We start from the raw sequence: 19997 nt of genomic DNA, 5'->3' as shown, positions 1-19997 counted from the left end.
ATTAACGCGGCCAGCAGATGATGAAAACAGTCACCGATCGGGCTCTGTCCCACCGCGAACGGCCACCGCCGCGCTGGCCTGGTACGCAGCGTCGAGCACCGCCGCCGCATCCGCCGTCCCCGCCCCGGTGGAGCGTCCGGTGCGTACCAGGTCCACGAAGTCCTCGGCCTGGCGAGCCAGGGCGGCGTACATCGTGGCGTCACCGTCGGCCGGGTCGAGGAAGGTCAGGCGTACGTGGTCACGGGTGCCGAAGACCTCCACACTCGCCATGTCGCCGCCCGGGTGATGCCGTCCCAACGAGACGAGCGCGGTGGCACCGCCGGAGAGGCCCAGCAACGCCTGGGCGCTGTCCACGTCGTGCCCGCGTACCGCCGGGTCGGTCACCGGCCCGGCGGCCTGCCCGCAGACCCGGACCACCCGCTGCCCGGTCAACCACTGGACCTGGTCGAACTCGTGCACCCCCATGTCGACGAAGATTCCGCCGCTGCCGGTGCGGAAGGCCGCCCCCGGCGGCTCACCGTCCCACTGCAACGCCGCCACGAACAGGATCTCGCCCAGCTCACCCGCCGCGATCCGCTCCCGCAGCTCGCGCAGCGCGGGCACGAAACGGCGCCAGTAGGCCACCTGGAACGGAACACCGGCCGAGGCCGCCACCCGGCCCGCCACCCGCGCGTCGTCGGCGGTCAGCCCGGCCGGTTTCTCGCAGAGCACCGGCAGCCCGGCCTTGGCCGCAGCGGCGACCAGCGCACCGTGTCGGCCGGTCGGCGCCGTCACCAGCAGGCCGTCGGGTGTCGTCTCGGCGAGCAGATCCTCGACCGAGGCGTACGCCGGCAGACCGGTGCCGGCGACCACGGCGCGGGCCGCCGGCACCGGGTCGACCACCGCGGTGACCGCCACCGTCGGGTTGCCGGTGAGCGCGCGCAGATGGTGCCGGCCCATCCGGCCGGCCCCCACCAACGCGAGTCGGAAATCAGGACTGCTGGTCATCTCGCCACTCCTCCTCGTCGGCACGGTCGTCTCCGGTCGGGCCCAGCCAGTCCGCCAGTGCCGCCACCACCGCCGGAGCGCCGGTGGCGAAGACGCGACGGCCCGCCCGGTGCCAGCGCCGACTCGTCCCACCGGTCGCCTCGATCAGGGCGGTGCCGGCGGCGATGTCCCACGGCGCAGGGTCGAAACTGACGAAGGCGTCCAACTCGCCGGTCGCCACGGCGGCCAGGTCGCAGACGGTCGAGCCCGAGTTGCGCAGATCGGCCACGCGGGGCGCGACCAGACTCAACAGCCGGTACGCCTGACGGCGCGGACCGGGCGTGTTGGGCACCGCGAACGCGACGAGCGCGTGCCCCGGCACCGCGGCACGGTCCACCGTGACCGGAGCGTCCTGACCGTCACGCACCTCGTCACCGCCGAGTATCAGGCAGGCGCCGGTAGCCGGCTGGAGGATCGTCGCGGCCACCACCCGACCCCCGTCACCCGTGCCACGCCCCTCGACCCCACCGGTGTCGCCCCGGTCCGCCGCCACGGCGATGCTCACCGCGTAACGGCTCAGGCCGTGGCTGAAGTTCAGCGTGCCGTCGAGCGGGTCGACGATCCAGCGCAGACCCGAGCATCCGGTGGTCAACCCGGACTCCTCGGCCAGTACCGCGTCCTGGGGCCGGGACCGGGCGATCAGGCCCAGGATCGCCCGCTCGCTGGCGTGGTCCGCGCTGGTGACCGGGTTCTGGGCCGCGCCGTCCTTGAAGGACAACCGCACCCCCCGGTCGCACACCTCGCGGATCGCGTCCGCACCCGCCCGCGCCGCACGGACGCTGAGATTCCGCAGATCCGTAGGAGCCGCCCCGACGCTCATGTCGTCCCTCCGCTGCGCTGCGGGCCGACATTTCCACCGAGCCTGATGATTCGCTCGCTGCGCTCGCTCATGTCGTCCCTCCGCTGCGCTGCGGGCCGGCATTTGTGCTGAGCCTGATGATTCGCTCGCTGCGCTCGCTCATGCCCGCACTCCGTCGGCTACCCGGGCGTAGTGGCCGTCCACGAAGAGCAGTGGCGGCTTCGGGCGCAACAGGCCCGACGACCGGACGACACCCATCAGCACCATGTGGTCACCGGCCGGGTCGGTACGCACCGCCTCACAGCCGAAGTACGCGACCCCGTCGGTGAGCAGCGGACAGCCGGTGGTCCGTTCCGGGTCGTGCGGGATGCCCGCGAAGCCCTCGGTCCCCGCCGGACGGCCCCGGGAGGCGAACCAGGCCGCCTCGTCGCGTTGGTCGTCGGCGAGCACCGTGATCGCGAATCGGCCGGTCCGGCGGACCGTCCCGAGCAGCCGGCAGTCGTGCCTGAGGCAGATCAGCAGCATCCGGGGGTCCAACGACACGGTGGTGAACGAGTTGACGGTCATGCCGACCGGCCCGTCCGTACCTCGTGCGGTGGCCACCGCCACCCCTGTGGCGAAGCGGCCGGCGACCGACCGGAATCCCCGGTCGGTGTCGACCCGACGCGACACGTCGGTCATCACAGCGCTCCTCTCGTCTCGCCGGCCGCCGTGTCGACCAGGGCGGCTATCCGGCGTCGGTCGGTCTTGCCGTTGGCGTTCGTCGGCAGCGCGGGTACGTGGTGGATGCGACTCGGCACCATGTATCCGGGCAGCCGGTCGGCACAGCGCTGCCGCAGCTCCTCGCCGATCCCCCCGGTGCCGGTGTAGACGGCCTCCAGGCAGGTGCGCTCACCCGAACCGAGCGCCAGCACCACCGCGTCCTGCACACCCGGGTGGCCGCGCAGGACCATCTCGATCTCGCCCAGCTCGATCCGGTAGCCGTGCATCTTCACCTGGTCGTCGAGGCGTCCGTGGTGGACCAGTACGCCGTCCTCGCGGCGGACCCGGTCACCGGTGCGGTAGTACCGCTGCCCGTCGTGCTCGACGAAACGGCCGGTGTCGTGGTCCGGGTCGACGTACCCGGTGAAGCACTGCGGTCCGCGTACGCAGAGCTCGCCGTCGTCGCCGACGATCTCGCCCGTCTCGGACCGCAGGATCGCGTCCAGGTGCGGGTGCACCTCGCCGATCGGCACGGTCCCGTTCGAGGTGACCGTCCAGTCGGCGACGTCGGCCGGCAACCGGTGACCGGTGCAGGTCACCGTCAGCTCGGTGGGGCCGTACAGGTTCTCCAGCACACTGTTCGGGGCGGCCTCGGCCCACGCCCGCGCCTGCTCGCACGTCAGCGGTTCGCCGGCGAAGAGGCTGTACCGCAGGCCCGGCATGGCACCCGGCGACAGCATCCGCATCCGACGGGCCAGCGAGACGACCGACGGCACCGAGAACCAGCCGGTGATTCCCCGCTCGTTGACGAAGCGCACCGGGGTCAGCACCTCGTCGGGCTGCGGCACGACGAGCGTCGCCCCACTGCCCCACGCGACGAACATGTCGAAGACCGAGGGGTCGAAGGTCAGGTCGAAGTTCTGCGACAGCCGGTCGCCGGGCCCGATCGGGTAACGGTCGAGGCAGTACGCGAGGTAGGCGTCGACGTTGCGGTGCCGGATCGGCACACCCTTCGGGCGGCCGGTCGAGCCGGAGGTGAACAGCGTGTACGCCACGTCGTCCGGTCCGCTCCCGATCGGCGGCACCGGTGCGGCGTCCCGGGAGTCGTCGAGGCGTACCGGCACGGCACCGGTCCGGGCCGACAGGTCGGCGGAGACGGTGGCACCCGCCTCGTCGACCACCACGACCTCGACTCCGCCGCCCCGGCACAACTGCACGTTGCGGGAGGTCGGGAAGGTGGGGTTGAGCGGCACCACGACCGCCCCCACCCGCAGTGCGGCCAGATAGCCGGCGTACGCGGGCAGGCTCCGGGCGGCCAGCAGACCGACGGCGGCGGGCCGGCGGCCGGTCGGGTGGCAGAGTCGTCCGGCCAGGTGTGCGACGATCTCGTCGAGCTGCCGGTACGTCACCACCGCCGCGCCCACCTCCAGCGCCGTCTCCTCCGGCGACCGCGTGACGCTCCGCTGGAACCACTGGTACAAACTCACGACGTTGCTCCCTTCCTGTCGTCGATCGGCTCCCAGGCGCAGCTCCACGGCGTACCGCCGGTCGGTGGCAGCGTCCGCCAGCGCAGGTGCCGCCACCGGCCGTGCTCCTGGTCCGGGCCGACCGGGATCCGCCACGGCCGGATGCCCAGCCCGCGCCCGGTGGCCTTGGCGCAGGACTCCTGCACCGTCCAGATCCGGGCCACCGCCGCGTCGCGGGTGGGCCGGTCGTGTCGCAGCAGCGCGGCGACGCCCTGCGGACAGCAGCGCCGCACCAGGGCGTCACCCACCGGGTACGGCTCCTGCACGTCCACCCCGACCGCACCGCCCCGGGTGTGCACCGCCGCCGCGACGACCGCCCCGGAGTGCGCCAGGCTGACTTCGAGGTCGGGGCGGCCCGGCAGGTACGGCTGCCCGCCCGGACGGCTGCCCACCGCGAGGCGCCCGGGGATCGGTGCCACCGCGGCGATCAGCGTGGTCAGCAGCCGCCGTGCGGCGACCCGTTCGGTGACCCGCCACGGTGGCAGCCCCCGACCGGTGTCCCCGGCCGGGCCCTCCGGCGTCCCCGGGTCCCCGATCGGCGCGTAGGCGGTGAAGACCCCGTCGGGCAGTGCGACCGCCACCGACCCCGGCATCCCGGATAGGCGGTACCCGCTGCTCATGGCCTGCTCCCGAGCAGGTCGTCCGCGTGGTCGGCGAGCCCGGCCAGCATCGTCCCGGTGGCACCACCGGCGATGCCGAACATGGCCGCCTCGGTACGCAGCGCGGCCTCGCCGCCGTCGCGGAACGCGTCCGCGCCTCGCAGGTGCACCGCCTCGGCGGCGATCGTCTCGACCGTCTCGGCGGCGGCCACCTTGAGCACCATGCCGGTGGCGGTCGACGGTGGACCGGGCGGCCCGTCCAGCAGGGGCGCGCACAACGCGTCGAGTTGGCGCAGGGCGACCAGGCAGCGGGCGTACCGCTCGCGGACCGCCGGGTGGTCCCAGAGCGTGCCGTCGGCGGCGGGCCGGGCCCGCAGCCAGTCCCCGAGCCCGGTCATCAGCCGGCGGCAGATGGCCCGGGACCAGAGGGCACCGGCCAGCCGCTCGACGCCGACCTGCCGGGCGAACCCGGCCAGCGCACGGCCGGGCCGACCGACCAGCGCGTTCGGTTCCAGGGCCACGCCGTCGAACCGGAGGTGTCCCACTCCGGACCCGGCGAAGGCGCGCCCGGCGGGCTCGACCGTCACCCCCGGCGCCGACCGCGGCACCAGTAGCCAGCAGAAGCTGGTGAAGTGCCGGGGCTCGCGGTGCCGGGCGAGCACCAGCGCCGCGTCGCAGGTGGTGGCGTTGGTGATCCATTCCTTGCGGCCGTCCAGGGTCACGGCGTCGTCGCCGAGCTTGGCCCGGGTGGTGGCGTCGAGCAGGTCCGACCCGGAGGCACCGGCGTCGGTGACGGCCAGCGCCACCGTCGTCTCGCCGCGCACCAGGTCGGCCACCGTCTCGGCGACCGGTCCGGCGACTGGCCCGGTGGCCGGCTCCGAGAGCAGCGGCAGCACGGTGGCCACCTGGACGCAGATCGACAGGGCCACGCCGAGCGGGCAGCGTGCGTCCAGTTCGGTCAGCAGCGTCGCCAGCCGGCGCGGGTCCGGTTGGGTACCACCGTCGGGACAGAGGGCGACGAGGACACCGCCGGCGCCCAGTGCCCGCCAGAGGGCCCGTGCGTCGGCGGTGTCCGCCCCCGCCAGCGCCGTACGCAGCGTGGCGGTGAAGTCGGCTGTCGGCTCAGGCAAGACGCACCCCCGGATCGCGCAGTGCCAGCGCCCCGTTGGCCAGCCGCAGCCGGTCGTTGCCGTAGTTCAGCGACGCCGACCGCAGGTCGCGGAAGGCACGCTCCACGGCCAACGGCGAGCCGGTGAGGTAGCCGTGCCGCAGCCCCACCAGTTCGACCAGCTCGTGCACGGCGGCGAAGGACTCCTCGGCCGCCCGGATCTTGAGCGTGTTGAGCAGCGACTGCACCGGCGCGGCGGACATGTCGGATGCCGAGTCCACCACCGACACGGTGTGTCGCAGCAGGGCGTTCACGGCGTCGAGCCGGGTACGAATCCCGGCCAGGCGCAGCAGCACCAACTCCGACGACGGAGCGAACTGACGCCGTCCCGCCTCGCTGCGGGCGTGCCGCAGCACCCGCGAGTACGCGCCGGCCGCCGTCCCCAGCCACGCCGCAGCCCAGCCGACGTGGGCCAGCGGTGCGAACACCCGGGTGGCGATGTCGCGGAACCCGCCGTGCTCGCCCACCACCTGCCACTGCGGCACCGCACCGCGCAGGCGCATCGGCACGCTGTGGGTGGCCCGCATGCCCAACGGCTGCCAGCCGCCGGTCACCTCGGTCTCCACCTGGTCACGGGCGGCGTAGACCAGGTCGACCTGCGTGGCCGACTCGGCCTGCGGCGCCAGCGTGGTGATCAGGAACGCGTCCGCGTACGGGCCGCCGGTGACGATCGGGGCCTGCCGGTCGATGCGCAGCATCTCCCCGTCCTGCTCCAGCCCCGACTCGGAGGTGAGCAGGTGGCCCCCCTTGCCCGGCTCCGTGGTGACCGAGCCGAGGTACACCTCGCCCCGCGCCACCGCCGGCAGCACCTCGGCGCGCAGCTTCTCCCCGGCGTACGCGGCAAGTGCCGCCACCTGCTGGCAGTGCATCGTGAAGACCATCGCCACCGACATGTCCACCCGGCCCAACGCCTCGGTGACGTCGACCATGTCGGTGAGCGTGCCGCCGGGTCCGCCCTCGGTGGTCGGCACCAGCAGGCCGAGCAGTCGGGTGCGGCGCATCGCGTCCAGCGCCTCGGTGGGGAACGTGGCCGTGGTGTCGGCGGCCTCGGCGTGCGCGGCGGCGACCTCGGTCACCGTGGTCACCGCCTCGGCGTACCCGGTCATCGGGCACCACCACCGACCGGCGTCCGCAACTGCTCGACCACGTGCCACAGCCCGCCCGCCGTGGCGAACGTCGAGTCGACCAGCTTGTCGTCGGGAACGGCGACGCCGAAGGTGTCCTCGATGGCGAAGAGCAGCTCGATCTCCCGCATCGAGTCCAGGCCCAGGTCACGCAGGCGGGACTCCTCGGTGATCTCCTTGTCGCCGGCGAACTTGAGGAACGGCCGGAGCATCTCGGTGAATTCGACGTTCATGACGGTCACCTTTCGTCTCGTGGATCGGTCGGGTCGGCCGGTGCGGTGCCCTGCGTCCGGGTCAGCGTCAGCCGGGACGTCTCGACGACCTGCTCGCCGTCGCAGACGACCTCCAGCGGCGCCGGGTGGCCGAGGAAGGCCAGCAGGCTCGCGGAGAGCCCGTACGCGCCGACGTTCGGCACGCTGAGCACGTCACCGGGGCGTACGTCGGGCAGCGTCGCGGCGCGGGCCCAGGTGTCCAGCGGGGTGCAGAGCGGACCGGCGACGATGGCCCCGGTCAACGCCGGCCCGTCGGCCGGTTCGGTGGACCCGTCCGCGTACAGGGCCGGGACCAGCGGCGGCAATCGACGCAGGCCGGACATCCCGCCGAGGTGGTTGATGCCGGACTCCAGCACCACCACGGGTGTGCCGTGCGAGTGCTTGACGTCCAGCACCCGGGTCAGCAGGGTCCCGGCGGTGGCGGTGAGGAAGCGACCGGACTCGAACGCGATCACCGGGTCGTCGTCCGGCCAGCCCGGAAAGAGATCGTCCAGTGTCGTACGGATCTGCGCGTCGAGCCCGGTCAGGTCGGCGTTGTGCCCGGCGCGGGCGAACGGCGCGCCGAAGCCACCGCCCAGGTTGAGCAGCTCCAGCTCGATGCCGAGCAGGTCGCGCAGCCGGTGCGCGGTGGCGGCGGCGGAGGCGAACTGGGTCACCAGCGCGTCCACCGACTCGACGTTGCTGCCGGTGTAGAGGTGGAACCCGGAGACGACGGCCGCCGGCCGGGACCGGAACGCCTCCGGTTGGCGCTCGATCCAGTCCACGTCGGCGCCGAACTGCGAGGCGACGCCGGTCATGGTCAGCCCCTGGCCGGGATTCGCCACCCGGTCGTTGACCCGCAGCAGGCAGCGCAGCGTGGTGCCGTGCTGACGGGCGATCCGGTCGGCCTGGTCGAGTGCCCCCGGCGAGTCGACCGAGAACCAGCGCACGCCCGCCTCGACGGCTCCGGCCACCTCGGCGTCGCGCTTGCCGGGACCGGTGTAGAGCATCCGGTCACCGGGCACACCGGCAGCCAGCGCCGTGGCCAGTTCGCCGGGGGAGCAGATCTCGGCACCGCACCCGGCCCGGTGCAGGGTCGCCACGATCGCCGGGTGCGGGTTGGCCTTGAGCGAGTAGTAGAGCCGGCTCGGCGTGGGCAGGGCCGCGCGCAACGTGGCATGGTTGGCGCGTACGTCGGCCAGGTCGTAGCGGTACGCGGGAGTCTCGAAGGGCAGCTCAGCCACGACGCTCACCCGCCAGCCGGGCCAGCGCGCGCCGGTCGACCTTGCCGTTGCCGTTGAGCGGCAGGCTCGGCAGCACCACGCACCGCGCGGGCACCTTCATCTCCTCCAGTTGACCGCGCAGCCGGTGCAGGACGTCGTCGGCCGCCACCTCGGCGACCACGAAGAGAGTCGCGCCGTCGCGGCCCTCGGCGGGCGGCAGCACCCCGGCGACCTCCACACCGTCCACCCGGTACGCGGCGGCCTCCACCTCGGTCGCGCTGACCCGGGTCCCCTTCTCCTTGTAGACGTCGTCGCGTCGCCCGGCGTAGTGCACGTAGCCGTCGGCGTCCACGTGGCCGTAGTCGCCGGTGTGCAGTTGCGGGAACAGCCCGTCGCGGCGGACGAAGCGTTCGGCGGTCAGCTCGGGACGCCGCCAGTAGCCGGCCATCACGTGCGGACCACGGACCACCAGCTCGCCCGGGGTGCCGGGGGACTGCCGCCGGCCGGCGTCGTCCACCGTGAAGATCTCGGTGCCGGGCAGCGCCCGACCGCTCGCGCCCGGCCGCCGCAGGTCCTCGTCCGGCGGCATGATGGCGGCACGCTTGCACTCGGTGAGTCCGAACATGAGTTGCACCTTCAGGTCGGGTAGCGCCTCGCGCAGACCGGCGAGCACCTCGGGCGGCATCGTCGCCCCGGTGTTGGTGATCAGGCGCAGCCGTGGGCGTACCGCACCGGGACGGCGCAGCAGCCGCAGCAGGTTGATGGCGAGCGACGGCACGCACGGCAGCACGGTCGCCCCGGACTCGCGCAGCGCGACCAGGAGACGTCCCCCGGTCTGCCCGGCGTCGCCCAGGTGCAGCCGACATCCGGCGAGCGTGCTCAGGAAGATCTGGTACAGGCCGTAGTCGAAGGAGGTGGGCAGCACGTCGTGCACCACGTCCTCCGGTTGGTACGACAGTTCCGACTGAATCGCGCGTACCGCGAAGGTGACCTGGGCATGGGTGGAGACCACCGCCTTCGGCATGCCGGTGCTGCCGGAGGTGTAGATCAGGCAGACCGGGTCCACGGCCAGCGGCGGCGTGCCCTCCGGCGCCCCGGCCAGGGTCACCGGTGCGGTGCCCGCCGCCTCGGTCAGTGCGGCCGAGTCGCGGACGGCGACGTTCCGGGCCTGCGCCAACTCCCGCAGGAGCGGGTCGTCGGTGACGGTGAGCACCGGCTCGGCGTCGTCCAGCACGTGGGCGAGGGCGACCTCCGGTGCGGGCACCCGGATCACCGCGAAGACCGCGCCGACCCGGGCCACGGCGTACAGCAGGGCGGGCAGGGTGGCGTCGCCGGTCACCGCGACCACCACCCGGTCACCGCGTCGCACACCCTGCCGGCGCAGCCAGTCGGCGAGCCGGCGGCTGCGCGCGTCCACCTCCCGGTGACTGAGCCGGGCCGTACCGTCGCTGACCGCGTCCGCGTCCGGCCACCGTGTCGCGGCCCGGTCGAGCAGGCCGTGCAGCAGGTCGGCGCTCATCGGTCGCCTCCGGCAGGGCCGGCGTCCGCGAACATCGCGCACAGCGAGCCGACGTCCCGCAGGTCGGCGGCGGAGAGCGCGGTGGCCGGGACCTCGACGCCCAGCCGCCGCTCGACCCGGTCGATGACGTCGACCAGCCGGAACGAGTCGAAGCCCGGCAGGTCCCGCAGCACGTCGGTGGGGCGCAGGCGGGCCTCGTCGAGGTGCAGCGTGTCCCGCAGCGCGCCGAGTACCGCCGCCTGCACCGGGCCGTCCCCGGAGGCGTCGGCGGCGCGCGGTGCGTCGCCGTCCGCCGTCGGCGCGGCCCCGATCGTCTCCACCACCGAGAGGTACTCGTCGACCAGCGCGCCCAGCGCGTCGGCCAGATCGGGGGAGGCGGGGCGTCCCGCCTGGGCGCGGCGCAACGCCACGTAACTGCGGGCGGAGAGTTGCTGCCACCGTTGCGCCTGCCCGGCCAGCCCGGCGGCGGCCTCCGGGCGGACCGACGCCAACCAGTGCTCGTGCAACTGGCGGGCGCGCCCGAGCAGCCACACGTCGAGGACGAACCGGTGCAGACCATCCACGGTGGTGAGCGTCTCGGTGAGCGACGCGAGATGTCCGGCCACCGCCGGGCGGGACTGCCGGGCCCGCTCCGCGTTGCCGGCCAGCATCTCCGGCACGTCGAGGACCGGCGCCGGACCGGCGGTGATGGCCAGCGTGTGGGCACCGCCCGCCAGCGCCGCGTCGAACTCGTCCACCGGCAGCCGCCACACGCCCGGGCGCGCCGGCCCCCAGGCGGTGTCGTTGTGGTACGCGTCCACCACGGTCACCGCACCCGAGCCGTCACCGGTGGCGAGGAAGCTGTGCCGCATGTGCTCGTGCCCCTCGTACGGGCACCAGGGCAGGTCGTAGGCGTCCGCGATGACGTACAACGGTTGGCCGGTGGCGAACAGCCGGCGGACCCGTGGCCCGTCGAGTTGCGTCCATCGACCCTCGACCCGCAGGCCGAGCAGGCCCACCGCCTCGGCGGCGCGGTCGTCCGGCGTGGCCTCGACGGTGGGCAGCCCGGCGCGCTCCCGGGTGCGGAACTCGACGCGTGCGCCGAGGGCGAGATGGCTGCCGGTGCCGTGGGCGTGGTCGGCCAGCAGCGCGAAGCTCGTCTGGAGGCAGTCCAGTGCGGGGGCGCGGAGCGTGGTCAGGATCGGCGTCCACGCCGGATCCCCGGTCCGCCGGTCCGGCCGGCTCTGGGTGTGTGGGGGCATGGGAGGCTCCTCGGGGCTACGGCGGGCGGTACCGCCGGCGCGGTCGCCCGCGCCGGCGGCGCGGACGGCTCAGCTGTCGGCCTCGCGGTCGAGGCCGTTGGCCCACTCGGTGAGTGCCCGGGCCTGGTCGGCGAGGGCGTGCTCGTCGGAGCCGATCGGGTCCTTGAAGAAGAAGCCGAGCTCCTCGACCGGGCCGACGTGACCGGCCCGGTGCGCGGCGGCGGTCAGCCGGGCCAGGTCCAGCACCAGCGGCGCGGCCAACGTCGAGTCGACGCCGCTCCAGGTGAGCTGCATGGACATCCGGACGCCGAGGAAGCCCTCGAACGAGACGTGGTCCCAGGCGGTCTTGTGGTCGCCGAGGTCCGGCACGTTGTCGATGTGCAGAGGGGCTGTCACGTCCTCGCCCAGCAGCGCCGGCAGCACGCCCGACTTGGAGCTCAGCTTGCTCTTGGCGTTCGCCGGGTCCTCCAGGGTCGCCCCGTCGCCGCCACCGAGCAGGTTCACCCCGGCCCAGGAGAGCACGTGCAACGCGCGGCACGTGAACATCGGGGCGAGTGCGGTCCGCAGCAGCGTCTCACCGGTCTTGCCGTCCGACCCGGCGAAGGGCACCTGCTGCCGGCGGGCCAGCAGCTCCAGGGCCGGCAACCGCGCCCCGGTCGACGGGGTGAAGTCGACGAACCCGCAACCGGCCTGGAAGGCCGCGTACGCGACGACCGAGCTGGGCGGCAGCACCCGGGCGTCCGGGTCGCCCAGCGCGCGGGTCAGTGCCTCCAGGTCGTCGTGTTCCGGTCGGAAGTCGACGGGCGGTTCGGTCGACGACACGTTGACCACCACCACCCGGGCCAGCCCGTGCCGGTTGCGGAACTCCTCGATGTCGGCGGCCAGCCGGTCGATCGCCTCGGCCTGACTGCCGGTGTGGGACTGCGCGTCGTAGCCGGTGCGCAGCTCACCCTCGACCTCGGGCAGGTTGCCCCGGACAGCGGCCAGGACCGGGGCCGGGATCACGCCGGAGTCGACGAGCGCCTCCGCCTTCTTCTCCAGTGGTGTGTCCACCACGTCGTGCCCACCGACGACCATGTCGGCCCAGCCGGCCAGCGGCACGTCGCGCAGCATGTCGGTGTCGGTGACGCAGCCGGTGGACCGGGTCATCCCGGCCCGCAGCGCCAACAGGCCGGTGACGGCGGTGGTGGCGACCGAACCTCGGGCGCCGTTGAGCCACAGGCCGATCGGCCCGTCGGAGTTCTGTGACGAGGACGTGCTCTGCGGGGTCTCGCTGTGCGTGACGGTCACGGAAGGTCCCTTCTCTGGGCGCGCCGGGTCGGTGGCACGCGGTTCGGTGGCGGGTACGGATCAGCGGGTCAGCACTTTCCCGAGAGCGCCGGCGATGTCGTGCATGTCGGGTTCGGTGCCGAGGAACGTGCTGTGATGGGTCTGCACGCTGTGCGCGGCGAGCCACTCGGTCTTGGGGTACGCGCGGTCGCGGTGGATCGCGGTGAACCGCTCGGCCAGCGGCGCGAGCAGCGGCTTGGTCCAGGGCTGGAGCAGCGGGCTGCGGTGCAGCGGCTCGTCGGTGACATAGAAGCGCTTGCCCAGCTCGGCGGTGAGCGCGGTGGCCACGTCGGCGTTGCTCATCCCGGCGGGTAGCTCGTCGACGACGATGGTGCCCTCATAGATGGAGATCCGGGTCTGCGCCGGTGCGGGTTGCAGCAGGCGTACCCCGTCGAGGTCGGCCACCAGTTCGGTGAGCAGCGCGTAGTTGCGGTTCCGGACGGTGTGCTGCTCATCCAGGATGGCGAGTTGGGCGCAGGCCACGGCGGCGGAGAACTCGCTCAGGCAGAAGTTCGCGCCCTGGATCCCGGCGCTCTCCTCCAGGTCCAGCTCACCCGGGGCCGGGCGCCCGTCGCGGTAGCGGCGGGAGTCGGCCCGCAACTCCTGCAACACCGGCGCCAGGGTGTCGTCGTCGGTGACCACGGCACCGCCCTCACCGCAGGTGAGCACCTTGCCGTGCTGGAAGCTGAAGCAGCCGATCCGGCCCAGGGAGCCGGCCTGACGGCCCTGCCAGGTGGCGCCGTGCGCCTGGGCGCAGTCCTCCACGATGGAGATGTTCCGGGGCGCGGTGACCGCGTCCAGTGCCGGGATGTCGGCCATGTTCGAGGCCCAGTGCACGGCCACCACGGCGCGCGGGTCCACCGACAGGTCGAGGTCGTCCGGCCCGACGCAACCGGTGTCGGCGTCCACGTCGACCAGCACCGGCACCAGCCCGGCGCGCAGCGCGGCGGTGGCCGAGGCGGTCCAGGTCAGGGCCGGGACGAGGACGGTGTCGCCGAAGTCGAGGCCGAGGGATTCGAGGGCCACCACCAGCGCGCTCGACCCGTGGTCGACGGGTACGCAGTGGCGGGTGCCGACGTAGCGGGCGAAGTCGGCGGCGAACCGGCGCTCGAACAGAGGGGTGTCGCCGCAGGTCGGGCTGCTGATCGCCCACCGGCCTCCGTGCAGCACGGCGGCGAGGTTGCGCTCGGCGTCCGGGGCGGGGACCGGCCAGCGGGGCCACGGCCGGTCCGGCGGTCGGAACGGTCGGCCACCGTCTACGGCGAGCCGCCGGTCGGTACGGATGGAGGTCGTCATGCCGTCGACACTGCTGCCGGTCGATACATCCTCCGTACACGTCGGATACCGGCGGACGTCGATGCCGTGTATCGGCGTTGTATCGGCCTGGCCGACCCTCGGGACATGAGCCGATCCCCGCAGTCATTCCGCAGCGAGCCGACCGCACCACCCGGCGTCGAGCGCGGTGTCTCGGTGGTCATCCCGGTAAAGGACCGGGTGCCCGAGATGCGCCGGCAACTCCGCAGCCTGCAACAGGCGGCCCGGAACTGCCCGGAGCCGGTGGAGGTGGTGGTGGTCGACGACTCCGCACCGGCGGCCGCAGCCGCCCACCGGGCCGCCTGCGCCCAGTACGGCGCCCGATACGTACGCGGCCCCCGGCACGTCGGGGCCAAACGCAACCTGGGCGTGCGGCACGCCCGCCACGACCTGCTGCTGTTCACCGACTCCGACTGCCGGGTGCCGGAGGACCTGATCACCCGGTACGCCGCCCGGCTGCGCGCCAGCGGTGACGAGGTCGCCGGGGTCACCGGGCCGGTCCTGGTGGAACCCGGCGAGGGTGCCTTCTTCCGGGTGATGAGCCGCTCCTACCTGCTGCTCGGTGACCTGACCCGGCCGCTGCACCACGAGCGGGTGTCCTGGGGCGCCGGGGCGAACACCGCCGTGAAACGCGTCGCGTTCGACGCCGTCGGCGGCTTCCCGGAGGACTCCCCGATGCCGATCGGCGGCGAGGACCTGCACCTCGGCCTGTTGCTGACCGACGCCGGGTACGCGCTGCTCGCCGAGCCCGAGGCGGTCGTCACCCACGACACGTCGGTCGCCGAGACCGTCGGCGCCGTGGCGTACCGGTTCACCACGTACGGGCGATCCGAACAGTGGCTCTGCCTGGCCCACCCGCACCGCCGCCGGTTCGTCCTGAACACCGTCAGCGCGCTCGCCGTGACCGCCGCCGCCGGGCTGGCCACGGCACGGCGTACCGGCGGACGGAGCCTGCTCGCGGTGCCGGCCGTCGCGGCGGCGCTGGTGGCTGCGAAGACACCCGGTCGGCTCGGCGACGACCGTGGCCCGCGCGCCCTCGCCGAGTCGGTGGCCTGCGTCGCGATCGAGACCCTCTTCGACGGCGCCGCCTTCGTCACCGCACTCCGGATGCGCCGCCCCGACCTGCTCTTCACCGGATTCCGCGCCCCGGACGAGGCCGACTACCAACCGGTCGCCCCGTCGCGGGCGGAACCGGTCGCGGCGTGAGAGGAGCCGGCGTGCCGACCACCCTGCCGCTGGCCCCGAGCCAGCAGATGATGTGGGAGTTCATGACCGCCCTCGACCCGGCCCACCCGGGTGCCGCCCGACTGGTGGTGGTGGAGTTCCGTCGACTCTCCGGTCGGCTCGACGTCGACGCGTTCGGGCAGGCCGTGCAGGACGTCGTCGACCGGCACGACGCGCTGCGGATGCGGTTCGTCCGGATCGGCGTCCAGCCGGAGATCGAGATCCTGCCCCGGGTCCGGTCACCCCTGGTCCAGGTGGACCTCACCGGCCAGTCGCCCGCCGCCCAGCAGGCCCGGATCGAGCAGATCGCCTACGAGCACCGCACGGTCGCGTACGACCCGGCCGAAGCGCCCCTGTGGCGGGCCGCGTTGATCCGGCTCTCCGCGACCGAACACGTTCTCGCGCTCTGCTTCTTCCACATGGTCTCCGACGGCTGGTCGTGCCGGCTGTTCGTGGAGGACCTCTGTCACGCGTACGCGGCCCGACTGGGCGCGGTCCGCCCGCAACCGCCGCTCGGCGTCGACTTCGCCGGGCTCGCCGCGATCCAGGAGACGGAACTGGCCGGTGGCGGGGTCGACGCCGCCACCCGGGCCGCCCACTGGCGGGATCGGCTGCGGCCGGTGTCGCCGTACCAACTCTTCCCGGCCACCCCGCCGGCCCCCGACGCCGACCTGAGCGCCGAGGTGGCCACCCGCTTCGCGATCCCGCCCGAGGTGGCCGCCCGCCTGCGCCCGGCCGCCCGACGAGCCCGGACCAGCCCGTACGTCCTGCTGCTCGCCGCCTACCTGGTGATGCTGTCGCGGCGTGCCGGTCGGGAGCGGATCGTGCTCGGCACCACCACGCTCGGCCGGGAGAGCCCGCTGTCGCAGCGTCTGATCGGCCAGTTCACCAACAACGTGTACGTGCCGGTGGAGATCGCACCGGACGCACCACTCGGTGCGGTGGTCCGTGCCGCGCACGCCTCGCTGACCGAGGCGATCGCCCACGTGGCACCGTTGCACCGGGTGGCCGAGGCGGTGCACCCCGACTTCGTCCGGCAGCGCCCCTGGCCGGACAGTCACCTCTTCGACGCCTGGTTCCAGTCGGCGGCCTCCGCCTCACCGGTGCTGCACTGCCCCGGGCTGCGGGTCGAACCGCTCGACATCACGGCGCGTCCCGCTCCCGGCACACCCGCGCCGGTGGTCGCCGCCGACGTACCCGCCGACTGCCTGCCGGTCTGGTTGAAGCGGGGGTCGCCGATCGTGGTGGTGGACGACGACCGGGCCGGCGGGGTCTTCATCCGCAACCGCAGCTTCTTCGACGACGACCTGGTCCACGGGCTGATCGACGACTACCTGGCGGTCGTCGCCGCCCTCGTCGACGACCCGAACCGCTGCCCGGCGCAACTCCGGCTCCCTGACGGCGCGTGCTTCTTCGATCACGCGGCGGGGTAGAAGGAGCGGGGAGAGGCGGGGACCAGGATCCAGGCCGACTCGGGAGAGGTACGACGACCATGACGGACACCTCGACGCACCAGCCCGCCGATCGGGTGACACCACCGGTGCCGCGAAGCGCCGTCCGGGCCCGCTACTCGGTGGTGCTGCTCTTCGTCATCATGGGCCTGGCCATCGGCGGATGGTCCTCCCGGGTGCCGGACGTCCGCGACGCGGTCGGCCTCGGCAACACCGGCTGGGGACTGGCGAACATCGCCACCAACGCCGGTGAGCTGATCTCGCTCGTAGTGGTCGCGATGCTGATCAGCCGGATCAACACCCGCCGCCTGGCGCTGGCCGGTGCCGCCCTGATCCTGGTCAACGCGCCGCTGCTGGCCGCCTCGACAACGGTGGTGGCGTTGGCGGGCGGTCTGGCGGTCTGGGGATTCGCCGCCAACCTGCTGGCCACGCCGATGAACGCGCAGTCGGTCGAGGTGCAGAAGCAGTACGGCCGCCCGATCCTGTCCACGTTCCACGCCGGGTTCAGCATCGGCATGCTCGCCGGTGGACTCAGCGGCACCGGTGCCGCCGCGATCGGCCTCTCCCCGTCGGTGCAGATGGCGATCACCAGTGCCCTGCTCGGCGTGCTGCTGATCGGCACCCAGCGGTGGCTGCCCGACACACCCCGCCAGGAGACCAAGGAGGGTGAGGCGCGCCGCCGGCTGCGCGACCGGTTCACGCCCCAGCTGCTGCTGCTCGCCGCGATCGCATTCCTGGCGTCCTTCGTGGAGATGGCGGGCGCCCAGTGGAGCGCCCTGTACGCCACCGAGGTCGCCGCCGCCGGGGCGGTGCTGGCCGCCGCGACGTACACCTGTCTCTCGCTGGCCGCCGCCGGTGCCCGACTGGTCGGCGACTCGCTCGCCGGGCGCTTCGGCCGGATCCGTTTCGTCCGGCTCTCCGCCCTGGTCGCCGCCGCCGGGCTGGCGCTGCCGCTGGCCGTCCCGCACCCCGCCGCGGTGATGGCCGGGTTCGGCCTGCTCGGCTTCGGTCTCGCCTGCGTCACGCCGACGGTGCTCGGCTTCGCCGGTGAGCAGCCCGGCCTGACGTCCGGTGAGGGGGTCTCGGTGGTGGCGATGGGCCAGTGGCCCGGCGCGCTGCTGGCCGCGCCCGTCATCGGTCTGCTCGCCGGTGCGCTCGACCTGCGGCTGGCCTTCGTGGTGGTGCTGGTGCTCGTGCTGGCCGTGATCGTCCTGGTGGGCCGGGTCCGGGCCACCGCGCTGCCCGGCGAGGGCGCCACCGGGTGAACCGTCGGTCAGCGCCGCCGGATGACCGACGGGCGGTGGCGGCCGAGGTGCGGCGGTCAGCCGCCCCGGGCCACCGGACCGATGAGCTGGCCTTCGGTGCCGGTCATGCTGAGCATCACCCACTGCACCTTGCCCTTGGTGATCAGGCCGACCATCTCCGGGTGCAGTTGGGTGAACCAGCCCTGCACGCTGACCAGACCGAGGGCGGTGGCGGCGGTCGCCGCCTCGGCCTCGGTGAGTCGCTGGAGCACCACGATGTCGCTGCGGACCAGCACCTCCACGTCCCAACCGGCCAGGTCGTCGCGGACCACGAGGGTGGCCCGCCAGGGCGCGCTGAGGTTGGTGTCCGGGCCGGTGACCGGACCGGTGTCGATCACCACGAGCTGCGGTTCGGTCGGGGTGGCGGGCACCGGCGGAGCCACTCCCGGAGGAAGGAACGAGGCGATCTCCCGGCCGATCACGCAGCGCCGCAGGAAGGCGTCCCACTCCTGTTCGCGTGCGGTCTGGATGAACAGCCGGGCACCGAGCGCGAGGGCCCGGAAGGCGAGCAGCTCGGCGGCGCGTACCCCGCCGGTCAGCATCAGCCGGGTCGGCTCGGCCCGGAACACCCGCAGCCCCACCGGCTCCTGCTGCCGGTTGCGCCCGACCACCAGCCCGCCGCCCCCGGCGACCAGGTGCAGGCCCGCGACGGCGGCCTCGTCGGTGACGTGCAGCCCCATCCGGCTGCCAGGAAAGGCGACGCCGTTCACCTGAGGAAGCCTCCGAGCGGCAGGGTGGCGGCCACGCCGTACGCGTGCTCGCCGTCGAGTCGTTGCAGGCGACCCCCGTGACCACGGACCGCCTCCTCCAGTGCGCGGTCGGCGGCGGCGAGTGCGTCGGCATCGGCCCCGATCAGCCGGAAGCCCACCTCCACCACGGTGCCGGCGGCACCGGCGCGAGTGGCGTCCCGGGCCACCGCGATGGACACCACACCGGCCACCGCGGGCAGCCCGCGCAGCAGCGGATCGACCTCCCACGACCGACGCGGCCAGTCGAGCAGCCGGTGGCAGCTCTGCGGGACACCCTGCGCCGACCAGTGCCGCCAGCCCTCCCGGGCCAGCGGCCGGTCACCGCCGGTCGGCCCGTCGGTGAGATGGGTCAGCCCGGCGACGGCGGCCAGCACCTCGTCCCGGTTGAGCAGCCGCGCGGCCACCCGGTCCTGGCGCAACTGCCGTCGGGTGCGGCGGATCGCCGCGGTGAGGGCCGGGCGCAGGTCACGGTCGGCGTGGAAGTCGGGGGTACGTGGTGCCTGGAGCACCACCCACGCCTGCCGGCTCGCCGGCACCTCCCCGCCGGTCAGCTCGCGGTACGCCCGGTCCACCGCTGCGGAACGGGCCCGAGGCGCCGGGGTGACCTGGATCAACACCTGCACCGCCACGGCCGGAGTGTCCGGGTCGGCCGCCGGCAACAGCGACACCGGCGACGGCAGGGCCTGCGGCGCACCCATCAGCAGGGCGCCCTCGGTCGGGTCGACCTCCAGCACGGCACTCAGGCCGCCCCGATGGGTCAACAGCACGGCCGGCTGGTCGTCGATCTCGACCTGGTCGAGTTCGACGCTGCCCTCCAGATTGGTCAGCAGTTGCCAGGCCGCGTCCGTGCCGGTCGCGGTGAGCTGCCGACGTCTGCCCCGGTAGCCCCACCAGACGGCCAGCCACTGATAGAGCCACCGGCCCCGGTGCCGCAGCACGGTCGGCGAGAGCAGCAGCACCACACCGGTGGCCACCGCGACGGTCACCGGCAGACCGTGCGCGCTCGCGGCCAGCACCCCGGCCGCACCCGCCTGCCAGGCCACGAGCTGGGCGACGTGGATCCCGCCGACCCGCAACGGGCGCCGGTGCGGGCGTACCACCGGGACCACTGCCGCGTCGGATGCGGTCGCCGCGTCGTCGAGGCCCGCCGGTCGGGCCACCGCGTCCGGCTGGGCGGTGGGCGTCGACGTCGCCGCCACCGGCGGCCCGGCTACCGGAGCGGCCGTGGCCGACGCGGCGGCCTGGCTGATGTACGCGGTCCCGACGGTCGCCCGCCCCTGAGTACGCTGACCGGCCCACTCCTGCCCCGGCCCGGCACCGCCGAGCGTCGGTGCCGGCGCGGCGGCCTGCTGCGGTGGTGCCGTGCGCTGCTGTGGCGGTGCCGTGGCCCCCGGGTGTTGCTGCCAACCCGGTTCGCCCGGCCGTGCCGCACCCGGATGCGTCACCGC

Annotated in this window: 18 protein-coding genes; 3 read left to right on the top strand and 15 right to left on the bottom strand. The window is 73.8% G+C overall.

What is annotated here, in order from left to right:
• Positions 1-30: 30 nt before the first annotated feature.
• The 13 genes from ACFYTT_RS28190 to ACFYTT_RS28130 form a co-directional block, all read right to left on the bottom strand.
• Complete coding sequence (locus ACFYTT_RS28190; RefSeq protein ID WP_387263636.1) at positions 31-987, bottom strand: Gfo/Idh/MocA family protein; 957 nt, start codon at positions 985-987, stop codon at positions 31-33.
• Entirely contained in the window at positions 971-1846 is an 876-nt protein-coding gene (locus ACFYTT_RS28185) for an inositol monophosphatase family protein (RefSeq protein WP_357218268.1), read from the bottom strand. Before ACFYTT_RS28185 ends, ACFYTT_RS28190 begins: the two co-directional genes overlap by 17 nt.
• Positions 1847-1984: 138 nt before the next feature.
• Positions 1985-2506, bottom strand: a complete 522-nt coding sequence (locus ACFYTT_RS28180; protein WP_131052484.1) for a flavin reductase family protein — start codon at positions 2504-2506, stop codon at positions 1985-1987.
• The gene (locus ACFYTT_RS28175; protein ID WP_387263632.1) at positions 2506-4014 is read right to left on the bottom strand and encodes an amino acid adenylation domain-containing protein; all 1509 of its coding nucleotides are present in this window, start codon (positions 4012-4014) and stop codon (positions 2506-2508) included. Before ACFYTT_RS28175 ends, ACFYTT_RS28180 begins: the two co-directional genes overlap by 1 nt.
• Positions 4011-4673 (bottom strand): 4'-phosphopantetheinyl transferase family protein, encoded by a 663-nt coding sequence (locus tag ACFYTT_RS28170; protein WP_387263630.1) that lies wholly within the window; start codon positions 4671-4673, stop codon positions 4011-4013. The genes ACFYTT_RS28175 and ACFYTT_RS28170 overlap by 4 nt, the downstream gene beginning before the upstream one ends.
• Positions 4670-5782 carry an acyl-CoA dehydrogenase family protein gene (locus ACFYTT_RS28165; RefSeq protein ID WP_387263628.1) on the bottom strand — a complete coding sequence of 371 codons (1113 nt, stop codon included), beginning with the start codon at positions 5780-5782 and terminating at the stop codon, positions 4670-4672. Before ACFYTT_RS28165 ends, ACFYTT_RS28170 begins: the two co-directional genes overlap by 4 nt.
• On the bottom strand, positions 5775-6926 hold the full coding sequence (locus ACFYTT_RS28160) for an acyl-CoA dehydrogenase family protein (protein WP_176095520.1): 1152 nt from the start codon (positions 6924-6926) through the stop codon (positions 5775-5777). The genes ACFYTT_RS28165 and ACFYTT_RS28160 overlap by 8 nt, the downstream gene beginning before the upstream one ends.
• Positions 6923-7177, bottom strand: a complete 255-nt coding sequence (locus ACFYTT_RS28155; protein WP_387263625.1) for a phosphopantetheine-binding protein — start codon at positions 7175-7177, stop codon at positions 6923-6925. The genes ACFYTT_RS28160 and ACFYTT_RS28155 overlap by 4 nt, the downstream gene beginning before the upstream one ends.
• A gap of 5 nt (positions 7178-7182) precedes the next feature.
• Positions 7183-8439, bottom strand: coding sequence for a type III PLP-dependent enzyme (locus tag ACFYTT_RS28150; protein WP_387263622.1), 1257 nt, complete (start codon positions 8437-8439; stop codon positions 7183-7185).
• A complete protein-coding gene (locus tag ACFYTT_RS28145) occupies positions 8432-9937 on the bottom strand; it encodes a class I adenylate-forming enzyme family protein (RefSeq protein WP_387263619.1) in 1506 nt (501 codons plus the stop codon). Before ACFYTT_RS28145 ends, ACFYTT_RS28150 begins: the two co-directional genes overlap by 8 nt.
• Entirely contained in the window at positions 9934-11178 is a 1245-nt protein-coding gene (locus ACFYTT_RS28140) for an acyl carrier protein (RefSeq protein WP_387263617.1), read from the bottom strand. The genes ACFYTT_RS28145 and ACFYTT_RS28140 overlap by 4 nt, the downstream gene beginning before the upstream one ends.
• Positions 11179-11247: 69 nt before the next feature.
• A complete protein-coding gene (locus ACFYTT_RS28135) occupies positions 11248-12468 on the bottom strand; it encodes an inositol-3-phosphate synthase (RefSeq protein ID WP_357218283.1) in 1221 nt (406 codons plus the stop codon).
• A gap of 60 nt (positions 12469-12528) precedes the next feature.
• Positions 12529-13803: a DegT/DnrJ/EryC1/StrS family aminotransferase gene (locus ACFYTT_RS28130; RefSeq protein WP_131054474.1), complete on the bottom strand. Its 1275-nt coding sequence runs from the start codon at positions 13801-13803 to the stop codon at positions 12529-12531.
• A gap of 105 nt (positions 13804-13908) precedes the next feature.
• Between ACFYTT_RS28130 and ACFYTT_RS28125 the strand changes: the two genes are divergently transcribed.
• From ACFYTT_RS28125 to ACFYTT_RS28115, 3 genes are read left to right on the top strand one after another with little or no spacing between them, the layout of a single operon-like run.
• On the top strand, positions 13909-15027 hold the full coding sequence (locus ACFYTT_RS28125) for a glycosyltransferase family 2 protein (RefSeq protein WP_387263614.1): 1119 nt from the start codon (positions 13909-13911) through the stop codon (positions 15025-15027).
• A gap of 11 nt (positions 15028-15038) precedes the next feature.
• Complete coding sequence (locus tag ACFYTT_RS28120; RefSeq protein ID WP_387263611.1) at positions 15039-16478, top strand: condensation domain-containing protein; 1440 nt, start codon at positions 15039-15041, stop codon at positions 16476-16478.
• Positions 16479-16537: 59 nt separating this feature from the next.
• Positions 16538-17761, top strand: coding sequence for an MFS transporter (locus ACFYTT_RS28115; RefSeq protein WP_387263608.1), 1224 nt, complete (start codon positions 16538-16540; stop codon positions 17759-17761).
• A 56-nt stretch (positions 17762-17817) separates the two neighbouring features.
• Here the strand turns inward: ACFYTT_RS28115 and ACFYTT_RS28110 are convergent, their stop codons facing one another.
• Both ACFYTT_RS28110 and eccE read right to left on the bottom strand, forming a co-directional pair.
• Complete coding sequence (locus tag ACFYTT_RS28110) at positions 17818-18510, bottom strand: hypothetical protein (protein ID WP_131054478.1); 693 nt, start codon at positions 18508-18510, stop codon at positions 17818-17820.
• Positions 18507-19994, bottom strand: coding sequence for a type VII secretion protein EccE (eccE, locus tag ACFYTT_RS28105; RefSeq protein WP_387263606.1), 1488 nt, complete (start codon positions 19992-19994; stop codon positions 18507-18509). The genes ACFYTT_RS28110 and eccE overlap by 4 nt, the downstream gene beginning before the upstream one ends.
• Between the last annotated feature and the right edge of the window lie 3 nt (positions 19995-19997).

Origin of the sequence: Micromonospora sp. NPDC003816 (assembly GCF_042874705.1) — a bacterium.
Lineage (GTDB): Bacteria > Actinomycetota > Actinomycetes > Mycobacteriales > Micromonosporaceae > Micromonospora.
Note: the sequence above shows the minus strand (reverse complement) of the source record. Positions and strands in the feature narration are given on the sequence as shown.